Raw genomic sequence first — 21,188 nt, 5'->3', positions numbered from 1 at the left:
CGGAAGCACTCAAAGGCAAGCTCCTGCCACCCGCCCGCCGCGACTCAGGCGCGCCCTACTGCCTCAATACGGCTGCGAATGATTTCCGAGAGGAGCAGCTTCGCAACAGATTCCGGGGGCGACCCGCCTACGTGGGTTGCCTTGCTTCCGAGAACCGATTGCACGTACACGGCGCAGTTCTGGACGAAATATGTCCCGTGATGCGCAACACCATCGATTGTGATTGTAATGGTCCGAACTACGGCAGGCCTTCCCATGTGAAGCCTCGCTCGAAAGTAGTCCTTAAAAATCAGACGCAGTAAGTGCATGATTCGGGTGGGCCTAGAAACCCAAACCAGTGCTGCCCGTGTCACATGCTGAATCTTAACCGCTATCCCGGCGGCAAATGCCCGTGTGCCATGTGCTGTCCGGCCTTTGGCCGGGGGGCCGCCGTTATGTCCAAGGCCGCAAGGCCCAAAAGCGCCGGGTCTGTCTCACTGGCAGGTTTCTAGCCCCCGGCTGCCGGTCTGACCCCGACAATGGCCCTTGAAAGCCAATCCAGTGAGCATCCACCATGATTATAACCCTACAACGGCCAGAGGACTCCTCCGGCGAGATTATGGCACGCCTCGGCTATCCAACAGCGCACCAGAGAAACAGCCCTCAGGCGCCTCCGCAGACTCAGGAAGAAGGCAGAGGCGGAGATCGACCGGCCTGATATCCTTCCTTGATCAATCAGACCCTTACGTCATGACCGAGCTGGAGGACGACGTTTCAGCCGACCGGGAGGACGACAACCCAGGCGGGGACGACGACCCCGCAGAGAATGACCTCGACGACGAGCCGTCCCTCGGAAGCCTCGACCACCACCACAGCCAAGCAGGATGGGCAGCAGGAGGTCGGCGCGATCTGGAGCAGGACCATGCCGAGACGTCCTGCGTCAGCAGGCGCCCCAGCATCTTCGCAGGGATGGCCTTGACCATCTTAGCCTGGAGCTCGGGGCCGACTCTCTCAGGGAACGCCTTCGCTGGTCTCTTTGTTTTGTCGCGATCGTCAACTCGGCCGAGAAATCACTGGCTCCCACCGATGCGAAATGTGCCGGTAAGTTGTGATCGATGCCACGATAAGAACGAAGAAAAAGACACCAACGAATGCCGAGAGCAAAAAGCGGTTGTCCATAACCAGCACTCCAAAACCATAATTACGGGGCGCCAGCTTCGGAGAGTCAAGCCTTGTGGAGAAACGGCGACGCGCAGCGCGGTACGGACGAGTGTCACGGATCAGACCTCAATGCCGAACGTCATCTGCCATGGATTGGCGGAGGAGTAGACCGGCTGGCCGAACAGCATAAAGCCGCCGAGGCGGCAAAGAGAATGCCGCATGGAGGAACGCTTACGGCCAGCACGGCGTAGGGGAAACTTGGCAAAGGGACGGCTTTTGATCGATCTCAATTCGAATGTCGCCATCGCGCTCCGCGCATTCTTGCCAGCGGGCTGTGCGGCTACGGCTGCGCGCGGCGATCTCGGCACGACGGCTGCACGGTTTATGCGGAGGCGGTAGTCCGTTCAGTCCCGCTCCTATGAGAGGGGCGGCCAGCGGCCCTTAACGTTGAGTAATGACGTATATTTCAGGCGGCGTCTGTTGACCTGCGCCGCGCACTGGAAGTCGTCGAAATAGGACTTTTACATGCTGGAAAAAACACAAGGGCGAGTCGACGCTCCGAATGACCATCGGAAGGCGGTCGACTTTTGGATCGCCCTCGCATTCACCGCGGGAGCGGGCGTTGTCACGCTGGTTTGGCTTGCCACCATCGGATGGTTGATCTGGCAGCCCTTGGGATACCTCTACGTCCAGCTTTTTGAATGAAGCATGGAGACCGTTTGCTAACTCCAAACTCGAATCAAGTTTCCAGGTTCCACTTCTTTTTTTGGACCTAAGAGCAACTAAATGAGCCGCCCGGCGTCTTTCGACAAAGAGAGGCGATTTCATGTGGCTACCCTTTTTTTCAAAGCCCACGCGACTGTCGGAAGAAGAAATTCGCAAGACTATGGACGAGCTTCGAAGTTTGCGCCTTGAGGTCGCGGTGACTGAACTCGAGACTGAACTTCGACGCTCTAACGTGCGAGTGTTACGCCCGAAAGGGATCGGTTGGTCTCGACTTTCTCCGTCTCGAAGCTCCGGCCGGATCGATCTTGGAAAGTTACCTCGCTTCAAAGGGTAATGTCTTGTGGAGCGCTAATTTTAGTATCTCAAGATCCTTTGCCTTTTGGGTCGCTGCTTCTTTTTGCTGTTGAGTACTAAGGATCACTCCGAGTGTGCGAAACTGGGCAATCTTATCATGGATCTTTGCGCATTTTTTGCACATGGCTCACACTCCAATGAGGAGAGAACAAAGCATCCTCGGTTTGCGAACAGTGGCGAGGACAGCGCAACAGCGCCCCGGCGGCACATGGCGCCGACGACAAAGCCTACGTATGCCGTGAACATCGCACTCTCGCAACGCTGGTGTTTCGCTGAGATATCCAAGTGCCCGGTGCAAGTTTGTCAGTTCAAGATCCATTCTTCGACACCGCCGGTTAACTGACTATTTTGAGGCGGTCGTCCGCCTAAACCACTTGAGCGGGAATCCCAAATGGTAAGCTCGCGCACGGAGCTGCGCGGCCGTCCTCATCAATGAATTAGCTATGTCGTCAATTGACGCGCCTGATTCAACGAGTGACTGAAATTGCTCATCCTCAGATCGTGACCAGCGCATGAATGAATCCTTTCCGTAATTTCGCGCATTACGGCCAATCGATCGGCGGCGCATACAGTTGCCGGCGATCGATCTCCGCGCGTAGATCCTCGGCTCGCCGTTTAGCCGCTTCACCCATGAATCGGTAACGACCATTTCTGATGTCGGAATCTAGTTGCTGCCTGATGTTTTCATAAAGATGAAGAACGCTGGCATCGCTCAGTTTCTCAAAACTCATGCCGACAAAGCGTCTCGAAGACTCGATGAAATTAACGGACGCGTGACGTAGCGGACCCTCGACGCTTTCACCGTTCCAGTTCCTTGATGGCATCCTTTAACAGCTCGAGAAGCCGGATTTCACATGCTACCATGACGAACTGATCGGCGTCGTCAGGCACGACGATCTGCCCCTGCACGTATCCATCATGGGATTGGATGATAAAGTCTCGGGCCTTGCTCGCTTCGTTGCGGACGTTCGTCATGGCCTCAAGCAGCCCCCATTCGAGTTTGACAGCCATCACTAACCCTCGCTTCGCGCAAGCAATTGCGGATCATGGGAGTCGAGGAGCGGCAAAGCCGACAGATCCCCTGCGATCATCAGCCACTGGGAAAATTCAAAGGACAATCGTCTGCCCTAAATACCGCGCATGGCGGCAGGACGGAGCCATTCAACCATTTCGTGAATGCGCAAGTCAAATATTTAATCTATTTGATGTGGCTATTTAAAAGCGATAGAGTTCCCGCACTTCAGCACAGGGCCTTCCGACAAGCGCTTTTTTGGGGGGCTGGGTGCGTCTCCTGCGCGGCGTCGTTCACTAACTCGGCCAATCGACGCCGAGCCCAAGGCTGCGAATGACAACACGGACGTCTGGCCTCTGTTACCATTTCCTGATGGCTGGTGCGCCACCTGCTGAGTTGGCCGCGGCGTCTGTGTGGAACGGCTTTTCCCTGTTTGGGCGATCTGGGCCCTGGCCTCTTTGAATCGGAAGCCTAGCTTCTTCTCTTCAAAGTCAACAGTTGACGGGATGTTGTGTAGCTGGACGCGGCCTCGTACCGCCTTCTCTGTTCTGCCGAGCGCCTGCGCGATCTCGTGCGAGAAGGCTAGTATCGCTCAACTGCTCCAATTCCATGCCGAGCAACCGTGTTCAGAGAAACGAGGCCGACGCGCCGGATATGATGGCGCGCCGACTTCGCATGGTAGACCCGGACAGGGGCTATCGGGGGCAATTGTCCGGTAGCAGCACCGCAATAGGGCGATCGAACCGCGCAACCGAACTCTGGAATTAAGCTAGAGCAGTAGGGTTAAGCCGACCCCGGTCGCGCCGAGATTGCCGTTCGTAGCGTTGCGTCCTCCAGGTCAGCCCGCGTCGCCATGCCCGACTGCACGGCGCTTCCTAGATGGGCTGACCGATCCATTGGGCGAACGCACGTCCGCTGGTGCGGCTTACTCGACCTCGCTGCTTGTGGAAACGTTGCAGTCGACCATAGACGGCCTGACGCGACCGACCAAGCCGCTCGCCGATCTCGGTTGCAGTCTTCCCTTGATCGAGCAGCGCAAGCAGTTGTGCCTCTTCTTCATGTGACCACGGACGGACTTCTTGTCGATTGTTGGACATTGATTTCAAGCCAGCAAAAGCGCTGCGGACCATCATGCTACATCAAGATGGTAAATGACGCGTTCAAGGTGTTCAGGAGTGAACGTGTCCGGACTTGCTTTGCGGACCGAGCTTGTTTCGTTGCCGCGCCGGCCGTCCCAAGGTAGGGCGGTCCACGGGACGCGCGTAACTCTCTGTAAGTACTATGGATGCAAGATAAAGGCCCTTCAGCGCCGCACCATTGTACAATGAGATTGCCGTGACCGCAGATGATGAGCTCACTCTTTTGACGCGAGAGTTCGCTGACAAGGCGACTTATGTGCACGATCAGACACTTCTGATCGAGGTTCTTGAGCAGGATGGACATGACGTGTCCGAGTATCGAAGTGAGCTAGCCAGGGAGCGATCCCATTTGGCAACGCGGATCGCAAGGCAGTTCAGGTACTTGGAATAACATCGGCTAGATTAGTCCAATAGGACGAGCGTTGGGCCGCCTCAGTTGGCGGCCTTTTTCATTTGTCCCTCTTCAGCTTGCGGCGGCTCCAATGCCGCTCGTTGCTTTTCGGATTCAATTCGGCGAAGTAGTGCCGGTTCAAGGCCCGCATGACCCTGATACGGGCGAACATCGTCGGGCCGCCGCGTTCTGCAACCAGGATAGCGCTCCCATCGCAGCTTGCCATTCCGGCGCGGAGTGCTCTTTCCTCGGTAGCGCTGTGATGTACTTGGCTGCGTCGAGCAGCGTCACCAGCTTTGTGCCGGCCACTTCGATCGGATCTCCGAACGGCCGCCCCCAGCCTTTGTTCATTTCGTCTTTCGATAGCGGGCAACTCCGCTCGTGCGAGTGCGCGGGCCTTCTGTAGCGCTTCTGCTCCGGTCAGCCGATCAGCCCCGAGGCGCCGTCCGGCGAGATCGTCCAATAGATGCAAACGCACGGCCGACCATCGGCGAAGCAGACTTCGTAGCTGCCGGTTTGGGGTGCAGCCTCGTGCTTACGGATGCGGACGGGATCGGGTGCCATCGTCTGGATAGTCGCCTTCTGGGCCTCGGGTTTGTCGTGAGGAGCTTGGGCCCGCTCGCGGAAGATGTAAGTCCCCATGCAAATCCCTGATGATTCGGGGGAGGCCGTGAGTACTTTGCTACTGTTACTCGCAGCGTGCGTTGTTGGTGTCCTTCTTTTGCTGGCCTTCCGCCGATAGGGCTGACTGCGGGCGCAAGATTGTCAGGAATCCTCAGCGCAGCGCCGAATTGAGCTTTTCAGCGAGTTGTTTTTGACTGTGCGCGGTTGAGCGCGTTCACTCCATAACTGGAGACGAACGTGATCACTTGGCTGATAGTAATCGTAATCGGGCTCAGCGTTGCAATCCTGATTGCCCACGCGATTGACGCCATGCGTTCCTGAAGCTCAGCGGTGCGCGTCGTGGGTGATGAAATCGGCCACGTACGAACTAGCTCACAGGTGATGAGCGTGCTTGCTGCTATCAAAGACCATTGCTTGACCAGTTCCTTTTTCGAACACCCCAGTGCGCGCTCCAAGGCACTGGGGTTTTTCATTGAGCTCAGGCCAGAGCCGAGGCAGCGCGCTTGGAACCAAGGGCTGCCCGCTCGCTACTGCCTACGTTTCCGAGCGACGCCTGTAATTGTCGGCGATCTTAAGCAGCGCTGCACGCTCTACCAGATCTTTAGTCTCGGCCGGCAACGTGCGACAGACTGACTCGATGTCAGGCTGGCGATGCCGCGAGTTGATTGTACGTTTGATTGTGCGCTGAAGGTTCGACATCAGTATCCATCGCCGACCTCTGAGCCTCCTCACGGCCGGTTGCGCCTAAGCGGGCCAAGCAGTCCTTGTCGGTGGCTAGAGATGCATCATAAGAATTGTTGGCCTGCACGTTCCGGACCACGCCGCAGACCGCCAGCGGTAACCCAACAAGGCCCTCAGCCTGACTCGGCCAGACATGGAAAGCAAGCAGCACTGGAACTTCATCACCCAGACGCTGAAAGCAAAGAGCACGAGCGTCTGGTTAAGCTCACCGAGCCCTACCATGACGAAATTGAAGAGCTGGTGAACGCGCACAGCAGACGGCAGACGAGCGAAATTTGAAGTGCTCGTTGCGTGTTGCATAGATACCGACAAGGATGCCGACTGGGATACAATGATGGCCCGTCATCTGCTCCTCGAATTTATGGGCGGCAAAGAAGCAGACGACCTGCGGCAAGCGCTTCGCCGCCTGGTAGACCCGACCGACACGGGCCGCTGGCTTACGCTGGCGGGCCTTTTCGCTACGAGAAGCAAGAGACGATGGCGAGAACCACGTCAGCACCCAACTCACCCGAATAAACTGCGAGGATACACCCGGCACCGACAAGAAGCGCAATTGCTTTGAGCGTGATCATTTTGAAAGCCCCTCGTCAATGAATGGAGGTTAGACCCGGACCATTTCGGGAGTGCTTCGCGCGAGGCGGCAAACGGTTTCGTTCACCATGCCGTTATCCAGAGGGCCGCAGCCGGCACGGCGAAGGCCGCAGCAGGGGGATACTGCTGCGGCCCAGCGCGGTCAAAAAAATCCGGGTGGAAAAGGTCTAAGTAAAATATGGAGCCAGCCCCGGTAAAATAATCGTACCGCACATTCCTCCGTTGCAATATGATCTAGTTCACAATCGGCGGCAGGCTTAACGTGCATCAAGGTGTGGGAGGGCCCGCCGGGGCTGGCTGAGCTGGCAGGCCCTCAACCACAAGCACAAGGCCGCGTATGTCCCCCACGGCCCCGTCCCAGCGACCGAGATTATTCTTAAGTCGTTAAGGTTGAGTTGAGTGCGCCGGCGTGTGGATGGGCTGCTGTGCTACACATGGCGAAGCGATAGGTGTCCGCCTCTCGCTATCTCCAACTCCCCGTCGGCTCACAAGGTCGGCGGGTTTTTCTTCCGGCCTGGCACTCTCGGCGCTCCAATCCGCAATTGGATCGGCAGCCGGCAGCCGGCAGCATTGGGGGTTGGAGAGCGAGCGATGTCATCTCCGCCCTTTAACGACAATCGGTAGAACAGCGGACTCCGGTAGTTCTACCGACTCCATTTCGGAACGGGGTGTTCTACTGTGAGAACACCGGCGCGATTTAAATACCATCCGATTTCAAGTTGTCCGGGAATGCCGCAGTGGCGCTGGAACCACGCTGCGGCTTTTCCCTGTTTGCTGGCGTTCCGGGTGCTGGCCTGTTCCTATCCATGGTAGCCCAAGTTGATTTTCGCAGCGGCCTGTCTTGTTCTAAGGCTCTATGCGTGAGTAACAATGAACCGCCGCAGCCCAAGCCCCAGCCCACCCGGGAGGATGAAGCCCGGCAGGCCGTGCAAGAGCACATCGAGGACCAGAAGGAACTCATCAAAAAGCTCCGTAAGGAGCATTAACGCGCCCTCAGTGGGAGGCCTCTTCGGCCTCTCCTAATCGATCGAGGCCAGGCCATATGCGAAGAGTGCTGCGCCAGAAACAACGAGCACGCTCAGTGGCCCCCAAAGAAGCCACGCGCCCAGGAGAGCGAGCGCTAAACCCACTAATAGGATCGACACCGAAATCAGGTTTTGCATGCGGATGGCTGTTGCGGAGGGGAACCAGCAGGCATCAACGGTTCGGTGGATGCGATGTTCCCGCTGCATCGCGCGCGGCCTAGGCCGGTACTCGCAATTGGATCGGCAGCCGCTTGAAGGAGCTGGGCCGGGAATTAGCCGCACGATCCACCGAGCAAAGCTAGACGCGGCCTCCATCGAAGGAGAGACGGCCCGTCTGGAGGGTCTTGGGTAGGTTAGGCCGGGGACGCTCCGCCAGCCAGCCAGTAGCATTCGTCGTCCAAACATGACATAATGACTCATATTTGCGTTTCGGAGGGATAAGCCCGATGTGCCTTGCATTGCCTTATCTTGGAATTTGTGTCTGCGCGTCACTCGCGGCGTGGTTCTCCTTAACGCTGATCTATTGACCGAACGGACCATCGCCAGTTGTCAGCAGGCGCACATAGGTCCCGCTTTCGTGGAGCTCGAGCCAGCTCTTTTCGACAGCGCACCTGATGCCGGCGCCGAACTCCGTGCCGCTCCCCTTCAGCGTCGAGAGGAAGGGGTTGTTGATCTTCTCAATTTGGATGATGCGGCCATCCTACTCCGGATCGATGCTGGCGGCGAGCTCGATCAGCTTACGGGCTGCTGCTTGTGGAGCGGCAAAAGGGCGATCGGTGACGTGCTTCATCGCTGGAATCAAAACTCAAGCGCCCATGCTTGGCCTGACTTGCCCGCGACTGTCATGCCAGTTCGGGACGATATGCACAGATCCTGCGGTGCCGCGTGCTGAGCAGACCAGGCGCAAGCCTACGCACGACCACCGCTGATCCTGTGCGGGAGCGTATCAAGCCGTACGTCGACCATGGGATCGTAGCGGCCCGTTCAGACACTATGCCGCATGTCACATGCCCGTCAGCCAACCACTCAGCGGGGCTGCGGGGCGGATAATATCCGGCCCATTTCGTGTATAGACGTTGACTGCGCATGCCGTCATCAAAGCGGCATCGTAAGTACGTCGCAAATTATCCATTGCTAGTAGCTCTAAATACGCGCGAGATACTGCCCATCGCGGGGTGACATACGGGGCCCAAACGAAAGCGCCGAACTCAGACTGACTGGCCGTGCTCAGCCCGTGAGGTGGGAGCAGGATGAGCCAAGCTCTCGACTGCCGACCTTTCCTCGCTCAGGCGCTGTTCCAAAAACCGGCGCTCAGGGTCTGAGAGATTAGTTTTAAGCAGTCGTCGATATCGACTGATGTTACTGTCATGAGCGCGCAGACGGGCGATTTTCTCGTCGGTCACGGTGCCTCCATATGGATACAAGAAATCTAGAGTAGAAAAGCAAGATTGGCGACGTCTAATGGGAGCAAGCTTCGTGCCTAGGTGTCTGGCTGTCAACAACTCAGAGCCGGTCGGTTCACGCTGTCGGGCCTTTTCTCCGTCGCTAGAACGTCTGCATAGAGCTGGAGGTATTGGAGAATGTGCGCCCCGGCTTGGTCAAGAGAGACTTCTGCCTCAAAACATTAAATTCGATATTGCCGAATTTTGACTTGAGCCGTCGGGCAAAGCAGGTGTTATAGGGTGCTGGCTCTAACCATTGGGAGGCCAGCGATTGGCCGACGAGGTCGAGACTTCTTGCGATCTGTCGAAGATTGCCAAGCTCAACGGCGACTTCAGAAGAAACTACGGAACCTTGCTTGGAGCGCTCCTGTATCTTCGCTCCATCAGCGCGGCGCGCTGGCGCTCGTGGCTGTGGGGCGGACTGTTTCCCTCTCCTGCTCAGCCGTGCTTGGGTGGCTGAGCAAGCACGGCTTTTCATTTCCCTGGTGATCGCGCCAACGGAAGGGGAGCGGCTTTGTAGCGGAGGTGCGCATGATCTGCTGTCGCCGACAAATGCGGGGCGGGCGGCCCAATACGTCCGGATGTCAACGGACCACCAGCATTTCTCCACTCAGAACCAGGCTGCCGCCATTGCTGTCTATGCCGCGCAGCATGACCTCACAATCGTTCGCACTTATACGGACGAAGGCCGAAGTGGTCTTCGGATCGAGCTTCGCGAGTTGATCGAGCTAATTGACGACGTGCGTAGCGGCCGGGCCGAGTTCGATCACATTCTCGTCTATGACGTGAGCCGATGGGGGCGATTGCAGGACGTCGATGAAAGCGCCTATTGTGAGTTCACCTGCCGTCAGGCAGGGATAGCTGCACGTTCAAGGAATAGAGATTGGATACACTCCGCGATGAACGGAGAAGGCGTGAAGTTGACAGGTACCGTATCAATCACGGCAAGACCGGCTTGGCGAGCCCGGCGGCAGACGAACTGAAGCCGCCGCAGATTGCGGCGGGGCTTTGGGCGAAGATCGTGCTGATCGGATCGAGCACCGGCTGCCCTTGCGCAGCAATCCGACGACTGGGAGAACCTGCTGTGGGTGGCCGCGACCTTGCGGCAGATAGTGCTGCCGCGTCCCCCTTAACCTTTGATGTGGTGAGAGGACGCGGATGTGGCATGCTATGGCCGGTTGTTTGCGCTGAATCGTTAGTAGTAGCCTAGCGCTTTCGAGTCCTCCGCAGGCTATGCCGGACGAGGTCCGGCCACGACGATTTCTCCAATCGATCCATTCTCTCGAAGGACGAACTCAACTACCGTCGCATTGAGACGGACATCGATGTGCGAAGATGATAGCGACCTTCAGTGGGCTCTTTGAAATCTCGGTTTGTCGGAAAATCGCTCTAGCCGATGAGAATCGACCAGCGTGCGGTCGTGAAGCACGTCATTCGTTACGGCAGCGGTGAAGGCCGGCTCACCACACGAAGCGTACGTACAGCTGGCTTCGTAAAATGGAAGGAGTTCATTGAACGCGATAGGCCATTTCGGGTCGATCCCTGGCCGTGCTGTAAAGTCGATAGGATCGAGTCGCTGGCACCTCGCGCCCCAAAGGTTTGAGGTCCCGCTAAAGCGTCTAGCAATGCAAGCCGCCATGTCGTGGTGACTGCTTGTTTCGATTATCCTCGCGGAGGAGAGTTGGTTGTTGCGTTTCGTACGATCGGCTCTTCGCGCCGCTTTCAAGCAACAGGACCGACCTCCCAAGCCGAGCACACTCGAGTGCGAGCGTGATGCCGGCGGGACCTGCCCCGATCACCGTCACGTCAGCGTTGTTTGAGGTGAGGCCATCAAGGCCATATGCAATCACTAGCAGAATCCCGGCCAAAGATGAGATCGTTTCACGAAATCAATCGGCACAAAACTACACATGTTAAAGTGCGTTCCTTGTGCCCTCGGTGATTTTCGGCTCTTCCCCAAAGAGTAAGCGAAGGTGACAATTTGGAGCTGAGGCTGATGCAGGCAAACGTAACTTTGTGAGATCGGCGGCCGGACTCCGGTCGGTAATCGCGCGGTCGCACAAAGCCTCGCTTTAGCCGACAATCTCGTTGCGCTCACGCTCCGGCTAGAGAGTTGCGCGCGCCGGTCGGAGTTCGACGCGATCGACGCCCGTTCTCAGTGCTTACGGACGAAGCTCCGCCCGAGCGCCTCATCGGTCGGGTTGAACACTACCGGCGCTTTCTGCACGGGCCGAGCGGCATGAAGCGCCGACAGGTCGTGGAGCGGCCATCACCGGCCTCATCATCATGACGACGTGGTGACAACCTGATGCGCCTGATCCAGGCTCTATGGGCACTCCAGCGGCTCAGGTGGGCTCGCTTGCGCGCCTAGGGGCATTTACAACGCCGCTAACCAGTCATGTTAGCATCTCCAGTGGCGATCGGCAGCCCCGGTCGCCGGTCTTCAAGTCTCAAACTCCCGCCAAGGTCGGCGGGGCTTTTGATTCACTCGTCGAAGGGAAACACCTGATCATCCTCGGGCAGAGCAGTGAAGGCAGAATATATCAGCGCGACTGCTCCCGAAACGAGCAGCAGAACGAATGCAGCTAACCACCACCACATCGCTGCTAATGGCCTTTGCGATCGGCATTTGAGGTTACGCCATCCTTCTGGACCAGCTCCTCCAGGAGCAGGAGAACTGCGCGACGTGTGCCTCGGCTCTTGATCTGTTTGAAAGCACTGACCAGACGAAGCGTGTCGCGATCGTTGTTTGAGAAATCCATGGGCGCCCCCGGCGAGCGTAGGTCGCAGCAGGGGGGACTGCTGCGACCCAGCGCGGTCAAAAAAACCGGGTGGAAAAGGTCTAAGTAAAATATGGAGCCAGCCCCGGTGAAGGCATCATAGCGGGCCATTGAGCAACGGCAATATGATCCAAATTACAAAGCAATTAGTCATTAATCTGAACCATATGTGCTGAGGGAGAGTGCCGCCTGGGCTGGCTCGCACTCCAATGGCTCACTCTACGGACCGTTGCGCTTTCCATCCTGATGTGGTCTGGCTCGTGCCTGATTTTTCCAAGTGACCAGATGCCCAATTATTCGACTACCGCAGCACTTATTATCCTGTTTTCCTTCGGGCCATGCTTTGCTCAGGAACAATCCTTAGGGTCTGTTCACGCCGCCTCACTTCTACTACCGGCCACTATTGTAGCGCAGGTCCACTCGATGACAGATCGCGCAGGAATACTGCAGTCCTTGGCATCGAAGTCGGGTGCTGCGCTGAGATTGGCGTTTTCTTATCGCGTGAGGGGCCTGAGACCTTGGAGGCGACATTCTCGTCAGCAGGTCTGCCCACGTTCGCAATCACACTTGATAACAAGGTGCATGTCTCTCTCGTCGCTCGATCGCGCCGCTTCGATCCAAGTTGCTTTCCAACTCCCGAACAGGCTGCCCGAGCCGGATACTTGAGGCTCACCACAGGGGCGACAACTCCAATGCAAGCTGTGGAACGACCCCGGGGACGGGGGTATACTTCGAATGATCAATGTAGGAGGCGTTCGGCTGCAAAAAGCCACGCGATAGCGCTGAAATCTCCATTTCGAGATCTTAGCGAGGTATTGACCCATTCGGTAAGGGGCCGCAATCTCGAAAGTGTGCGCGGCGCTGGGGGACTGGGTTGCGGAGATTTTCAACGACATTGCCGAGGCGTCAGCGGCCTCAGCACAGCGGGTCAACCACGAGGTTCGCGAAAGAGAATGTGCGATCCAAGCTTAAGAAATGCCGCCTACGGCTTTACGTACGACCACCCCTGCTCTTGTAATTCAATAACTCTTACGACGCCGGAACTCACCGTCTGTGCTTGCGGTATTAGGGGGATGTCCTTTAGCTCCGCCTTCTTCATATTCTCCTGAGTGTTACCGCACGCCTTAAAGGAAATTTCGGGCGAGCTCAATGCTAGGACCTCAATTCGTCCTTTTACCGGTGATGTGTCGTCCCGGAGCATATGCAGGCCTGGCCCAAACGTAACGATCTCGATGGCCACGGTCTGCCCTGCGTCTTTGTAGTACTGGACGACATTCGTGGCGTTATTGAGGACCAAGTTCATCATCGCTGGATCGTTACTATTAACTTGCAAGATAAGTCGATGCTGCTTCTTTGCCAAAGCACTGCTCTTGGGGGTCAGGACAGACGTTGATCTCTGTTCCTTGGCGACCGCGGATGTCACGGTCATTAGTGCCACCAACAAAATTGAGGACGCAAACTTCACAAGCTTTGTCATCTTTAACTCCAGGTCACAAATCGTCTGATCAATTGCGGGGATGCGTTGATACCGGAAGCCAACGGCAGGCTGCCGCCAGCTTTGTTTTCACGATTGCCCACCCATGAAGGGCGAACGTACTTTCAACCGCCAAGCCTGAGCGCGTTACGAGCCTAAAGTTTAGGTCGCCCTCATCGGGAAGCGACCGAAGAATTCGCTCGGCATCGCCTTGGAGCAAAACTTCATTGCCGGCGGCCCGTGTGCCTTTTCCTGCGACTAAGAGCCCGGAGTTGTTAACGCTATAGAAAATTGTGTAGTCTCGGTCGTTTTCCGAAAGCTTGAACAGGTTCCAAGCGAGCGATGTTCGCCCAGTCCGACAACGGAGCAAGAGCTGAGCCGAATCTGTCGCTCCATCTCTGGGGCGGTTTATTGCGGCAATGAGTGGCGTGTAGTCCAGCGGCGAGTTGGTTTCGCTGACGACCCAATTGCCAATGGATTGCAATCCTATTTCCTCTGCACGCAGGCTTCCGCCCGTGAGGACGAGAACCATTAGAACTGAAGATGCGTTCCGCGTGTTCATTGCGGTGTACGCTGGGAGCGCGATTGTCGATCAAGCCACATTTGCGCCGAGGGCGATCGAGTCATTCCTGGAACACTTGCTGCGAGATTGATCGATTTCCATTTTGGATCGAATCCAGGTGCCTGCAATCGATCGATCCGGGAGAAGAGGTAATCCACGAACCGAGAGACACGTTGATAGCGGTTTGAGTTGGCGGGCCAATTGAAGGAAAGCAAGACGGCCGGGACTGCGATAGTAGAGACGCTTTCGTCTTGCTTGATTAGGTTGGGATAATCCGCGGCGGTTAGTGCGGATGGTAGGTAGTAGTCTTCGAACTTGCTATCGTAGGGAACCGGCAGAAATTTAAAGCCGGGATCCCAGCGTCCTCGAACGAATGCGTCGATCGGTTTGGACGTGATAAAGACCACTGCAGCCAGCTCTCCTTTGCGCATCTGTTCGAGCGCGACGGGATGGGGAATGAAAGTCTTTTCAACATCAATGCCGAGCCGACTGAGCACGAGGGGCCCGGTATAAGCTGCAGCTGTTCCGAACGTATTGAAATTGACTTTCTTGCCCGCGAGATCCTGGAGACTCTTTACTTCCGGTCGGACAAAGATATGAAGCTCCGAAGGAAATAAGTTTAAAACGTAAACGACGCGCTTAGCGATATCGGGAACTTGGGCCTTGTATTCTTCAAGTGCATCGGAATTTACAATCGCGAGATCGACGCCTCGAAGTTTTAGGAGTGCATTTAGGTTTTCTACGGGTCCTCGCGTGACAATCGGCAACACAAGCATATTCGGTCCGTCATCCACGACTCGGGCAATTTCCGCTGCAAACCTTATTGGCGCGCCTTCGAGCTGGCCGCCGGCGAGACCAACTGACCACGTGTTCATTCTGTCACTCAATGACTGTGGCGAATTGAGTTTCGAAGGGGCTGTTGCAGTTTGTGTCTCACTGCGATTGGGAAAAAGCGCCGCAATTGCCAGCAAAACGCCTCCCATGAAGCAGGTGCCGCGCGATGCTGAAAAACCAAACTTACGCACTAGTATCTCCCGAAATTTATCTGCAAAACATGCAAACGGCCAAACTTGCATGTGCGTCGCTATCGCAGCGATTCCAACCGGTTCTTCGCCTCCACGACGCCGCCAGCGGCCGCCTTCAAGTAAAACTCGCGTGCTGCTGCAACATTTGGCCGAGTGCCAACCGTTTTCCAGTTTGATAAAATATGCGGGTCGTAGGTTTCCGCGATCACGAAGCTAGCCTGAGCGCTCCCCATTTCGGCGGCTCGGTCAAGAACAATCCGGGCTTCAGTAATGCTGCCTTGTAAGAGCAGGCCATTAGCGCGTGCTAGCAATCGCGAGGCCTCGGGGTTGACGTTTGGTTGGGCCGGGGCGCGCGGTTGCGTTGGGATAGCTTTCGAGCCCGCCGAAGTCGCCTCGCCTGCTTCTGCGCTGGAAGGGAATGAGGATGTCGTTGGAGGGACATTCTCGGAGTCGATAACTTGCGTTGCTTTTCGATCTGAGTAATTGTTTGCGGAAGGGGCTTCCCCTGTTTTCCTAGATTGCGCTGCCGCGTCCTTTCGAGCGGTATTTATTTGAGTTTCTAACGCAGCAGATTTTTGTCGCTCTGTCTTAAGCTCGGCGGCAAGCTTCGTTATTGTATTTTGCGCTTCGGTTGCCTCCGAGTTGGCTCTCTCGTACTTTCCCAGATTTTCGACAACATCATTTGTCAGCGCCACAGTTCTTTGGCGCTCCTGTTGCAGATCGGTCGTTATCGACTCCTTTGCGCTTTTAAGGAAATCTGTCTCTTCATTCGCCCTGCGTGCTTGCGCTGATATACCTTCTAACTCACTGCGTGCATTTGAGAGCTCGGCTGAAAGCGCTTTTGCCTTTCCCTGCTCTCGTCGAAGCTCTGACGCTGTTGTTTCGGCGTTTTTCTTGGAGTCGGCTAATTGCTCGACGTTAGTCTGTAGATTGCGGTGAGCAACATTCAATTCGGTTGTCAACGCATCTGCAGCCTGACGTTGCTGTTGCAGTTGAGCAAGAGCCGCTTCGATTGCCTTGTTGAGTTGATCGACGCGTTGCTTGGGCTCGCTCGCCTGGGCTGCCATTACTTTAACGTCGCGGCGGGCGGCATCGAGCTGCTCTTTCAGGGCGGCGATTTCGTGCTGTTGTCGTTGGAAGTCGGAAGCCATCGTGAGGTGCGTACTTGATTTCGCGATCCCGTCGTCCTCTAGTGCAGACCGCCTGATTGAGTCTTGCGACGTTGTGCTCTGCTGAGGCGTTTCAAGGGGCAGTGGCTTGCGGCCGTCTCGCTGGAATAGGCTTGCTAAAGCCTTCTGGAAAGTGAGGCGCCAATCGGATAGTCGCGCTGCTGAATGTTGAACGTACGGAGAAGATCGGATGTCCGGATGGGCGCCAAGGGCGATGCCCCCTACACCTATCGCTATCGCCAGAAAGATCCATCGTCGCGGTCGTCGCGAACATCGCTCGGCAGGATGGAGGCGTGTCGAAACTTGACCAACCAAGAAATCAAGTCTGGTTCGATCCGCATCCAAGTTGGTGTCGAGATCAGGGTTCTGGACACGTAGATATAAGGGTAAGGCCCGCCAATGTGTCGGCGTGATTTCGGTTGGCTCTCCACTTTCGTTGGCCCAGTAACCGGCAGAGGACCAAGAGACTTTTTCGAAAGCCTCCGTCACTTCGTCTTCAATAATAATTGGTTCTTGGTTCTTAGGTGCAGTCCCAATTGCGTTGCGCATGAAAGACTCATCCAAAATTTATAGTTGCGTTTCTTCTCCAATTTTCCAGCAGAGGTTGGGGGTAGTTTGCAAGAATGGATTGATCTATGACTTATTTTGGCGAGGAGCCTCAGGCTCATAATTTAATAAATTAAATCATATCCCTCTTTAAGCTGAGATTGCAAACCAATTGACCGGTGGGTCGGCGATCTCGATCGACAATCAAGGGATCTTGCTCGGGAGACGGAGTTCTCAACGACAGTTCCCACGTCGGAACTGCTGAGGAGTACTGGTCGGAGTTCTTACCCCGCCTTCGCTATCGAACTTCACGTCAGTTCCCAATCTTCCAACCTTTGACCGTCAATTCCCCTGGTTTCATCCAAGTAGGGACGTACGCCTTCGCTGGCCACTTCCGAAATTCAACGTCGCGTTCGGTAAACACAATTCCAGCGGCGGCTGGTTCGCTCATCAAAACGGCAAGCGTTGCTTCAGACGCCAGTTCCGTTGCCGGCCAGGCTGCTTCACCTTAGAAGGTGGGCCCGGCTCGGCATTGCAAAGAGCTACTTCATGGAATGGAATGGCCGGCCTGTGGCGTCGGTCAAGACCGGCTTTGCTTCGGGGGTCCGAATTATGACAAGCTGACCTCGTCAACTCTTTTGATGTGGGGCTATCCGTGGATTCTGGTTTCATCTGCAATTCGATCAAGCTGGGGCCGTCTAGCGCGCGGCCCCGAACCGGCGTGTGTCTTGGAACCGGCGCCTCCTTGCGATTGTGCTGGACGGCTGAAACCGGGGAGCACTGCGGAAGGCAGGCAGCCAAACTCTTTTTATGGCCGTTGCTCCTCGGCATTGAGGGCAAAGCGATGTGACGGCAGCGGGCGGCATCGCCTGTAACCTCGATAGCAGCGTCGTTCCACCGAAAGGACATCCACGGGCAACGGGCCCTCATTCAAATGCGGGGTGCTGGGCGTGGTCAAGGCCGGCGGAGCGGTCGCGGCTGGCGATAGGGCTCTCATCCTCCTCTTTTCGCGCCTCGCCGGCTCTGTAGGAGACTTCAGGAGGCGTTCGCCCTCGAGCGTTCGCGCTTTGCGCAGCCGTTCGCGGCGTTCGCGCCGCCGCTTTGCACGGTCAGGGGGCTGCCGCAGCGGAGGAACCTGCGTCGCAGCGACTATCGCAGCCGGAGCCTCCTCGACCAAAGGCGCCTGGATCGGTTCGGGCGCAGGGGGCGAGCTTCAATGAACTCGAGCGCCGCCCGTCCCTTGGCCGTGATCTGCCATTCGCCGCTGCTGCGTACGACCAGGCCGTGGGAAAAGATGTCGACATCAGGCAGCCGCGCGGCAAGGCGCTTGGTCCGGTCCGCCCATTCGAGGCCACTCGTCGCCAGCATGGCCAAGTCGCGCTTGAGGTCCTCATAAGGGCAAAGCCACCCGGATGGCTTACCAGGATCTTGGGGACAGTTACCTGGACACTCTCCCTCCGGATCAATCAGCGCCACATCGTGGGTGCGTGGGATAGGGCGTCGCGGCCGACCTGCCTGAGGCCATCGACCGAAACCTCGCCTCTGGTGGCGGCCTCCAGGATTTTCGACGCGACGTGAGTCCGCGCTCCGATCTCGCGGTGCGAAACGCTTTCGCAGACTTCATCGAGGACCGCGCGCAAAAGCGCGGTGGTTTCCGTGTCGAACATGAAGTTTGGGGATTCAGGCATGTTAAGCTTTGCGGAAAATGCGCGGAATCTAGTGAACCAGAAGCGCTGGAGATACCAAGCCGGCCAGCTTCCGCTTCGATACTCATGGCGGACATCGAGCCGGCCGCGTGTCGCAGTCCCCCGTGACCCATTCCGGAGGTCGGTGCCTGGGCCGCGACGCGGCTCGCGTTGACCAGTTCCCGAGGACCGTCCATCGCTGCCGGCCGTCGACATCATTCAGCCGATCGTATGCCTCGCGGGTCAGTATTTCGGTTTGAGGTCACGTAGTCGATCTCGCCATGCGTAATCCCGATATCCATCAACTCCCGATCACTCAGGTTGCAAAGATTGCGCCGCAGCCGATCCCATTTTCGCCATTCCTGAAAGGCCGTCCAACAATTCTTGGACGGGCCCACATTGCTCGGCTGCGCTAATGTCGTCTGGACCAAGCCCGTTGTCTGATAAATCGTGTTCATTGCAGCATCCTGGGTGCCTTGTTTCCACCCAGATAAGCTGCCAAGATTTTGTCCAACACGCTTGACGTGCTGCTTACATTTTCCTTACAGCCAGCTTATTCTTTACTTCCGATTTGTTGCCGGCTCCAACCGGCGACCGGCTACAGGGATTTCGCATCTTGCGCTATCTCTTCGAAGATTATGAACTAGATTGCGGCCGCCGCGAGCTATACCGCGACACAAACGTCGTTGCCGTGGCGCCACAGACCTTTGACCTGCTCGACCATCTCATCCGCAACCGCGAGCGCGTGGTTAGCAAGGACGAGCTCATCACCGCCATTTGGAAGGGGCGGTGCGTGTCCGATGCCGCGCTGACGACCCGGCTCAATGCGGCTCGATCCGCAATTGGCGATTCCGGGGAGGGCCAGCGTCTGATCAAGACGCTGCCGAGGAAGGGCTATCGCTTTATCGGTACGGTGCAGGAAACCGACAGAGCCCTAACGGTGGCAGTAAACGCATTCCAAAGGGAGACCGCTAAACCTGCCCTCACCCTTCCCGACAAGCCCTCGCTCGCCGTTATCCCATTCATCAACCTGAGCTCGGATCCAGAGCAGGAGTATTTCGCCGATGGCATGGTCGAGGACATCATCACTGGCCTTTCTCGGTCCAAATCCCTGTTCGTCATCGCGCGACAATCTACTTTTAGCTATAAGAGCAAGCCTATCGACATTAGGCAGGTCGGGCGCGAGCTAGGCGTTCGGTACGTTCTCGAAGGCAGTGTGCGCAAATTCGGCGATCGAGTTCGCATTTCCGGACAGTTGATCGAGGCCACGACCGGGGCCCATCTTTGGGCGGACCGCTTCGACAGCCAACTCAGCGATATCTTCGATCTGCAGGACCAAGTGACCAACAGCGTGATTGGCGCACTCTTTCCTCAATTGGAGCGGGCCGAGATAGAGCGCGCAAAACGCAAGCCAACCGAAAATCTTCAGGCCTACGATTACTATCTTCGTGCACTCTCAAGCTTCTATCAATTCACTCGCGAACAAAACATTGAAGCCCTCAGACTGACCCGCCTTGCCGTCGAGATCGATCCCGAATTGGCCGCAGCATACGCACTGGGGGCTTATTGCTGCCTGCAACGAAAGGTCTTCGGCTGGACGGTCGATGCGGATCAGGAACGCGATGAGACGCGAGGGCTGGCGAGGCGCGCAATTGAACTCGATAAGGAAGACCCAACTGTCCTTGTGAGGGTCGGGCAGGCTATCGCCGCCGTACTGTATGAGTTCGACGAGGGCATAACCCTTGTTTTCCAGGCTCACGAGCTCAATCCGAATTTGGCTGTTGCACGGTATACTATCGGCTGGGATCACATTCGCCGCGGCAATGTCGAGGAGGCGCTCAAGCAATTTCATGCCGGGGTGCGTTTAAGTCCCATGGATCCGTTCCTCTTTCTGATGCAAACCGGAATAGCGTGTGGGCATTTTCTGACAGATCGATACGAGGAGGGGGCATCCTGGGCCAAATCGGCTGTGCTGCACCGGCCCAATTATCTCATCGCTCAATTCATTCTGGCGGCATGTCACGCTTTGTCTGGCAGGGTCGAGGACGCCCGGATGATCGGAGCACGCCTGACGGAAGCGAGGCCGGCTGTCCGTGTTTCCGCGCTCGTTCCCAAGCTTGCTAGAATTTACAGGCCGGAGCACCTCGAAAAGATTGCGCGAGCCTGTCGTATCATGGGCCTGCCCCCCTAATTCCGTACGGTTGTTCGGGAAGTGCTGATCTCATTCAATTCCCATGACCGCGCACTTTGAGCGTTCGGTTCTGGCCCGCTGCATATGATCATGGCATTCGCTCACCTCCGACTTGCCTGCATTGAATTCCGGCGTCAGATCATGCTGCCGGGCAGAAAGGAGCGAACGCGCGGATGGCCATCGATATAGTGCTTCCATACCATAGTCCGGCCGGCGCGGTTCGGCTCCTTTATCACGGCGACCTCAGGAACCACTGTCATTCGGCCTGCAATATTGACCCCCTAAGCCGGGGGATCGGCGTCCAAAATTGACCCCCTACAGGTTGGTCTGTTGCGCTGCCTGCTTCGTCATGAAGCAGGTGGTCGGGGATGCTGATCGTGGAGACAATCGCCCGGATACGGCGCGAGCACTTCATCAAGGGCAAGACGATCAAGGAGATCGCCCGTGACCTGAAGGTGTCGCGGAACACAGTCCGGAAGGTTCTGAAATCGGGAGAGACCTCATTCGAGTACGAGCGTGTTGTCCAGCCGCGGCCGAAGCTGGGACGATGGGCAGCAGAACTCGACGGGTT

Annotated in this window: 17 protein-coding genes and 2 pseudogenes; 6 read left to right on the top strand and 13 right to left on the bottom strand. The window is 56.7% G+C overall.

The features are described 5' to 3' along the window. Window positions 1-753 precede the first annotated feature (753 nt). Together N551_RS38125 and N551_RS38120 are read right to left on the bottom strand one after the other, a co-directional pair. Window positions 754-903 (bottom strand): hypothetical protein, encoded by a 150-nt coding sequence (locus tag N551_RS38125; RefSeq protein WP_155809784.1) that lies wholly within the window; start codon window positions 901-903, stop codon window positions 754-756. Window positions 904-1,259: 356 nt separating this feature from the next. Then, a complete protein-coding gene (locus tag N551_RS38120) occupies window positions 1,260-1,445 on the bottom strand; it encodes a hypothetical protein (protein ID WP_155809783.1) in 186 nt (61 codons plus the stop codon). A gap of 220 nt (window positions 1,446-1,665) precedes the next feature. Between N551_RS38120 and N551_RS0118280 the strand changes: the two genes are divergently transcribed. Beyond that, window positions 1,666-1,845 carry a hypothetical protein gene (locus tag N551_RS0118280; protein WP_027568138.1) on the top strand — a complete coding sequence of 60 codons (180 nt, stop codon included), beginning with the start codon at window positions 1,666-1,668 and terminating at the stop codon, window positions 1,843-1,845. A gap of 917 nt (window positions 1,846-2,762) precedes the next feature. Here the strand turns inward: N551_RS0118280 and N551_RS37160 are convergent. The 5 genes from N551_RS37160 to N551_RS38115 form a co-directional block, all read right to left on the bottom strand. Then, a complete protein-coding gene (locus N551_RS37160; protein WP_081747883.1) occupies window positions 2,763-2,951 on the bottom strand; it encodes a hypothetical protein in 189 nt (62 codons plus the stop codon). A 67-nt stretch (window positions 2,952-3,018) separates the two neighbouring features. Next, on the bottom strand, window positions 3,019-3,231 hold the full coding sequence (locus tag N551_RS0118275) for a hypothetical protein (RefSeq protein ID WP_027568137.1): 213 nt from the start codon (window positions 3,229-3,231) through the stop codon (window positions 3,019-3,021). An 876-nt stretch (window positions 3,232-4,107) separates the two neighbouring features. Beyond that, window positions 4,108-4,365, bottom strand: a complete 258-nt coding sequence (locus N551_RS37155) for a helix-turn-helix domain-containing protein (protein WP_081747882.1) — start codon at window positions 4,363-4,365, stop codon at window positions 4,108-4,110. An 817-nt stretch (window positions 4,366-5,182) separates the two neighbouring features. After that, window positions 5,183-5,404: a hypothetical protein gene (locus N551_RS0118255; protein ID WP_027568135.1), complete on the bottom strand. Its 222-nt coding sequence runs from the start codon at window positions 5,402-5,404 to the stop codon at window positions 5,183-5,185. A 158-nt stretch (window positions 5,405-5,562) separates the two neighbouring features. Next, a complete protein-coding gene (locus N551_RS38115) occupies window positions 5,563-5,859 on the bottom strand; it encodes a hypothetical protein (RefSeq protein ID WP_155809782.1) in 297 nt (98 codons plus the stop codon). 1,596 nt (window positions 5,860-7,455) lie between these two features. Here N551_RS38115 and N551_RS35790 point away from each other — a divergent pair. The 3 genes and pseudogenes from N551_RS35790 to N551_RS0118225 all read left to right on the top strand — a co-directional run. Further along, on the top strand, window positions 7,456-7,704 hold the full coding sequence (locus N551_RS35790) for a hypothetical protein (RefSeq protein WP_155809781.1): 249 nt from the start codon (window positions 7,456-7,458) through the stop codon (window positions 7,702-7,704). A gap of 1,752 nt (window positions 7,705-9,456) precedes the next feature. Further along, a complete protein-coding gene (locus N551_RS37140; RefSeq protein ID WP_081747880.1) occupies window positions 9,457-9,645 on the top strand; it encodes a hypothetical protein in 189 nt (62 codons plus the stop codon). Between the two features lie 76 nt (window positions 9,646-9,721). Next, window positions 9,722-10,045 (top strand): annotated as a pseudogene (locus N551_RS0118225) (recombinase family protein); the annotation flags it as partial. Between the two features lie 759 nt (window positions 10,046-10,804). On the opposite strand, the gene N551_RS39545 reads toward N551_RS0118225, so the two are convergent. The 6 genes from N551_RS39545 to N551_RS37130 form a co-directional block, all read right to left on the bottom strand. Next, complete coding sequence (locus N551_RS39545; RefSeq protein ID WP_305803830.1) at window positions 10,805-10,984, bottom strand: NAD(P)-binding protein; 180 nt, start codon at window positions 10,982-10,984, stop codon at window positions 10,805-10,807. Window positions 10,985-12,947: 1,963 nt separating this feature from the next. After that, window positions 12,948-13,442, bottom strand: a complete 495-nt coding sequence (locus N551_RS0118210) for a hypothetical protein (protein WP_027568129.1) — start codon at window positions 13,440-13,442, stop codon at window positions 12,948-12,950. A 555-nt stretch (window positions 13,443-13,997) separates the two neighbouring features. Then, the gene (locus tag N551_RS37135; RefSeq protein WP_245287808.1) at window positions 13,998-15,026 is read right to left on the bottom strand and encodes a TAXI family TRAP transporter solute-binding subunit; all 1,029 of its coding nucleotides are present in this window, start codon (window positions 15,024-15,026) and stop codon (window positions 13,998-14,000) included. 59 nt (window positions 15,027-15,085) lie between these two features. Further along, a complete protein-coding gene (locus N551_RS38105; RefSeq protein ID WP_155809780.1) occupies window positions 15,086-16,744 on the bottom strand; it encodes a hypothetical protein in 1,659 nt (552 codons plus the stop codon). Window positions 16,745-18,207: 1,463 nt separating this feature from the next. Further along, window positions 18,208-18,408, bottom strand: a complete 201-nt coding sequence (locus N551_RS0118190) for a hypothetical protein (protein WP_027568127.1) — start codon at window positions 18,406-18,408, stop codon at window positions 18,208-18,210. Between the two features lie 233 nt (window positions 18,409-18,641). Continuing rightward, window positions 18,642-18,884 carry a DUF1127 domain-containing protein gene (locus N551_RS37130; protein WP_081747878.1) on the bottom strand — a complete coding sequence of 81 codons (243 nt, stop codon included), beginning with the start codon at window positions 18,882-18,884 and terminating at the stop codon, window positions 18,642-18,644. 158 nt (window positions 18,885-19,042) lie between these two features. Between N551_RS37130 and N551_RS0118185 the strand changes: the two genes are divergently transcribed. Then, on the top strand, window positions 19,043-20,617 hold the full coding sequence (locus N551_RS0118185) for a winged helix-turn-helix domain-containing protein (protein ID WP_027568126.1): 1,575 nt from the start codon (window positions 19,043-19,045) through the stop codon (window positions 20,615-20,617). A 368-nt stretch (window positions 20,618-20,985) separates the two neighbouring features. Then, window positions 20,986-21,188, top strand: a pseudogene (locus tag N551_RS35780) (IS21 family transposase); the annotation flags it as partial.

The organism is Bradyrhizobium sp. URHA0013 (assembly GCF_000518345.1).
In the GTDB taxonomy this organism is placed as follows: Bacteria; Pseudomonadota; Alphaproteobacteria; order Rhizobiales; family Xanthobacteraceae; genus Bradyrhizobium.
The sequence above is the reverse complement of the archived record's forward strand: the minus strand, read 5'-3'. Positions and strand labels throughout refer to the sequence as shown.

What these genes read in the sequence shown, in the direction of transcription:
- N551_RS38125 (WP_155809784.1), bottom strand. Translation starts at nt 903, where the DNA reads ATGGTCCTGCTCCAGATCGCGCCGACCTCCTGCTGCCCATCCTGCTTG.
- N551_RS38120 (WP_155809783.1), bottom strand. Translation starts at nt 1,445, where the DNA reads ATGGCGACATTCGAATTGAGATCGATCAAAAGCCGTCCCTTTGCCAAG.
- N551_RS0118280 (WP_027568138.1), top strand. Translation starts at nt 1,666, where the DNA reads ATGCTGGAAAAAACACAAGGGCGAGTCGACGCTCCGAATGACCATCGG.
- N551_RS37160 (WP_081747883.1), bottom strand. Translation starts at nt 2,951, where the DNA reads ATGAGTTTTGAGAAACTGAGCGATGCCAGCGTTCTTCATCTTTATGAA.
- N551_RS0118275 (WP_027568137.1), bottom strand. Translation starts at nt 3,231, where the DNA reads ATGGCTGTCAAACTCGAATGGGGGCTGCTTGAGGCCATGACGAACGTC.
- N551_RS37155 (WP_081747882.1), bottom strand. Translation starts at nt 4,365, where the DNA reads ATGATGGTCCGCAGCGCTTTTGCTGGCTTGAAATCAATGTCCAACAAT.
- N551_RS0118255 (WP_027568135.1), bottom strand. Translation starts at nt 5,404, where the DNA reads ATGGGGACTTACATCTTCCGCGAGCGGGCCCAAGCTCCTCACGACAAA.
- N551_RS38115 (WP_155809782.1), bottom strand. Translation starts at nt 5,859, where the DNA reads ATGAAAAACCCCAGTGCCTTGGAGCGCGCACTGGGGTGTTCGAAAAAG.
- N551_RS0118210 (WP_027568129.1), bottom strand. Translation starts at nt 13,442, where the DNA reads ATGACAAAGCTTGTGAAGTTTGCGTCCTCAATTTTGTTGGTGGCACTA.
- N551_RS38105 (WP_155809780.1), bottom strand. Translation starts at nt 16,744, where the DNA reads ATGCGCAACGCAATTGGGACTGCACCTAAGAACCAAGAACCAATTATT.
- N551_RS0118190 (WP_027568127.1), bottom strand. Translation starts at nt 18,408, where the DNA reads ATGTTCGACACGGAAACCACCGCGCTTTTGCGCGCGGTCCTCGATGAA.
- N551_RS37130 (WP_081747878.1), bottom strand. Translation starts at nt 18,884, where the DNA reads ATGAACACGATTTATCAGACAACGGGCTTGGTCCAGACGACATTAGCG.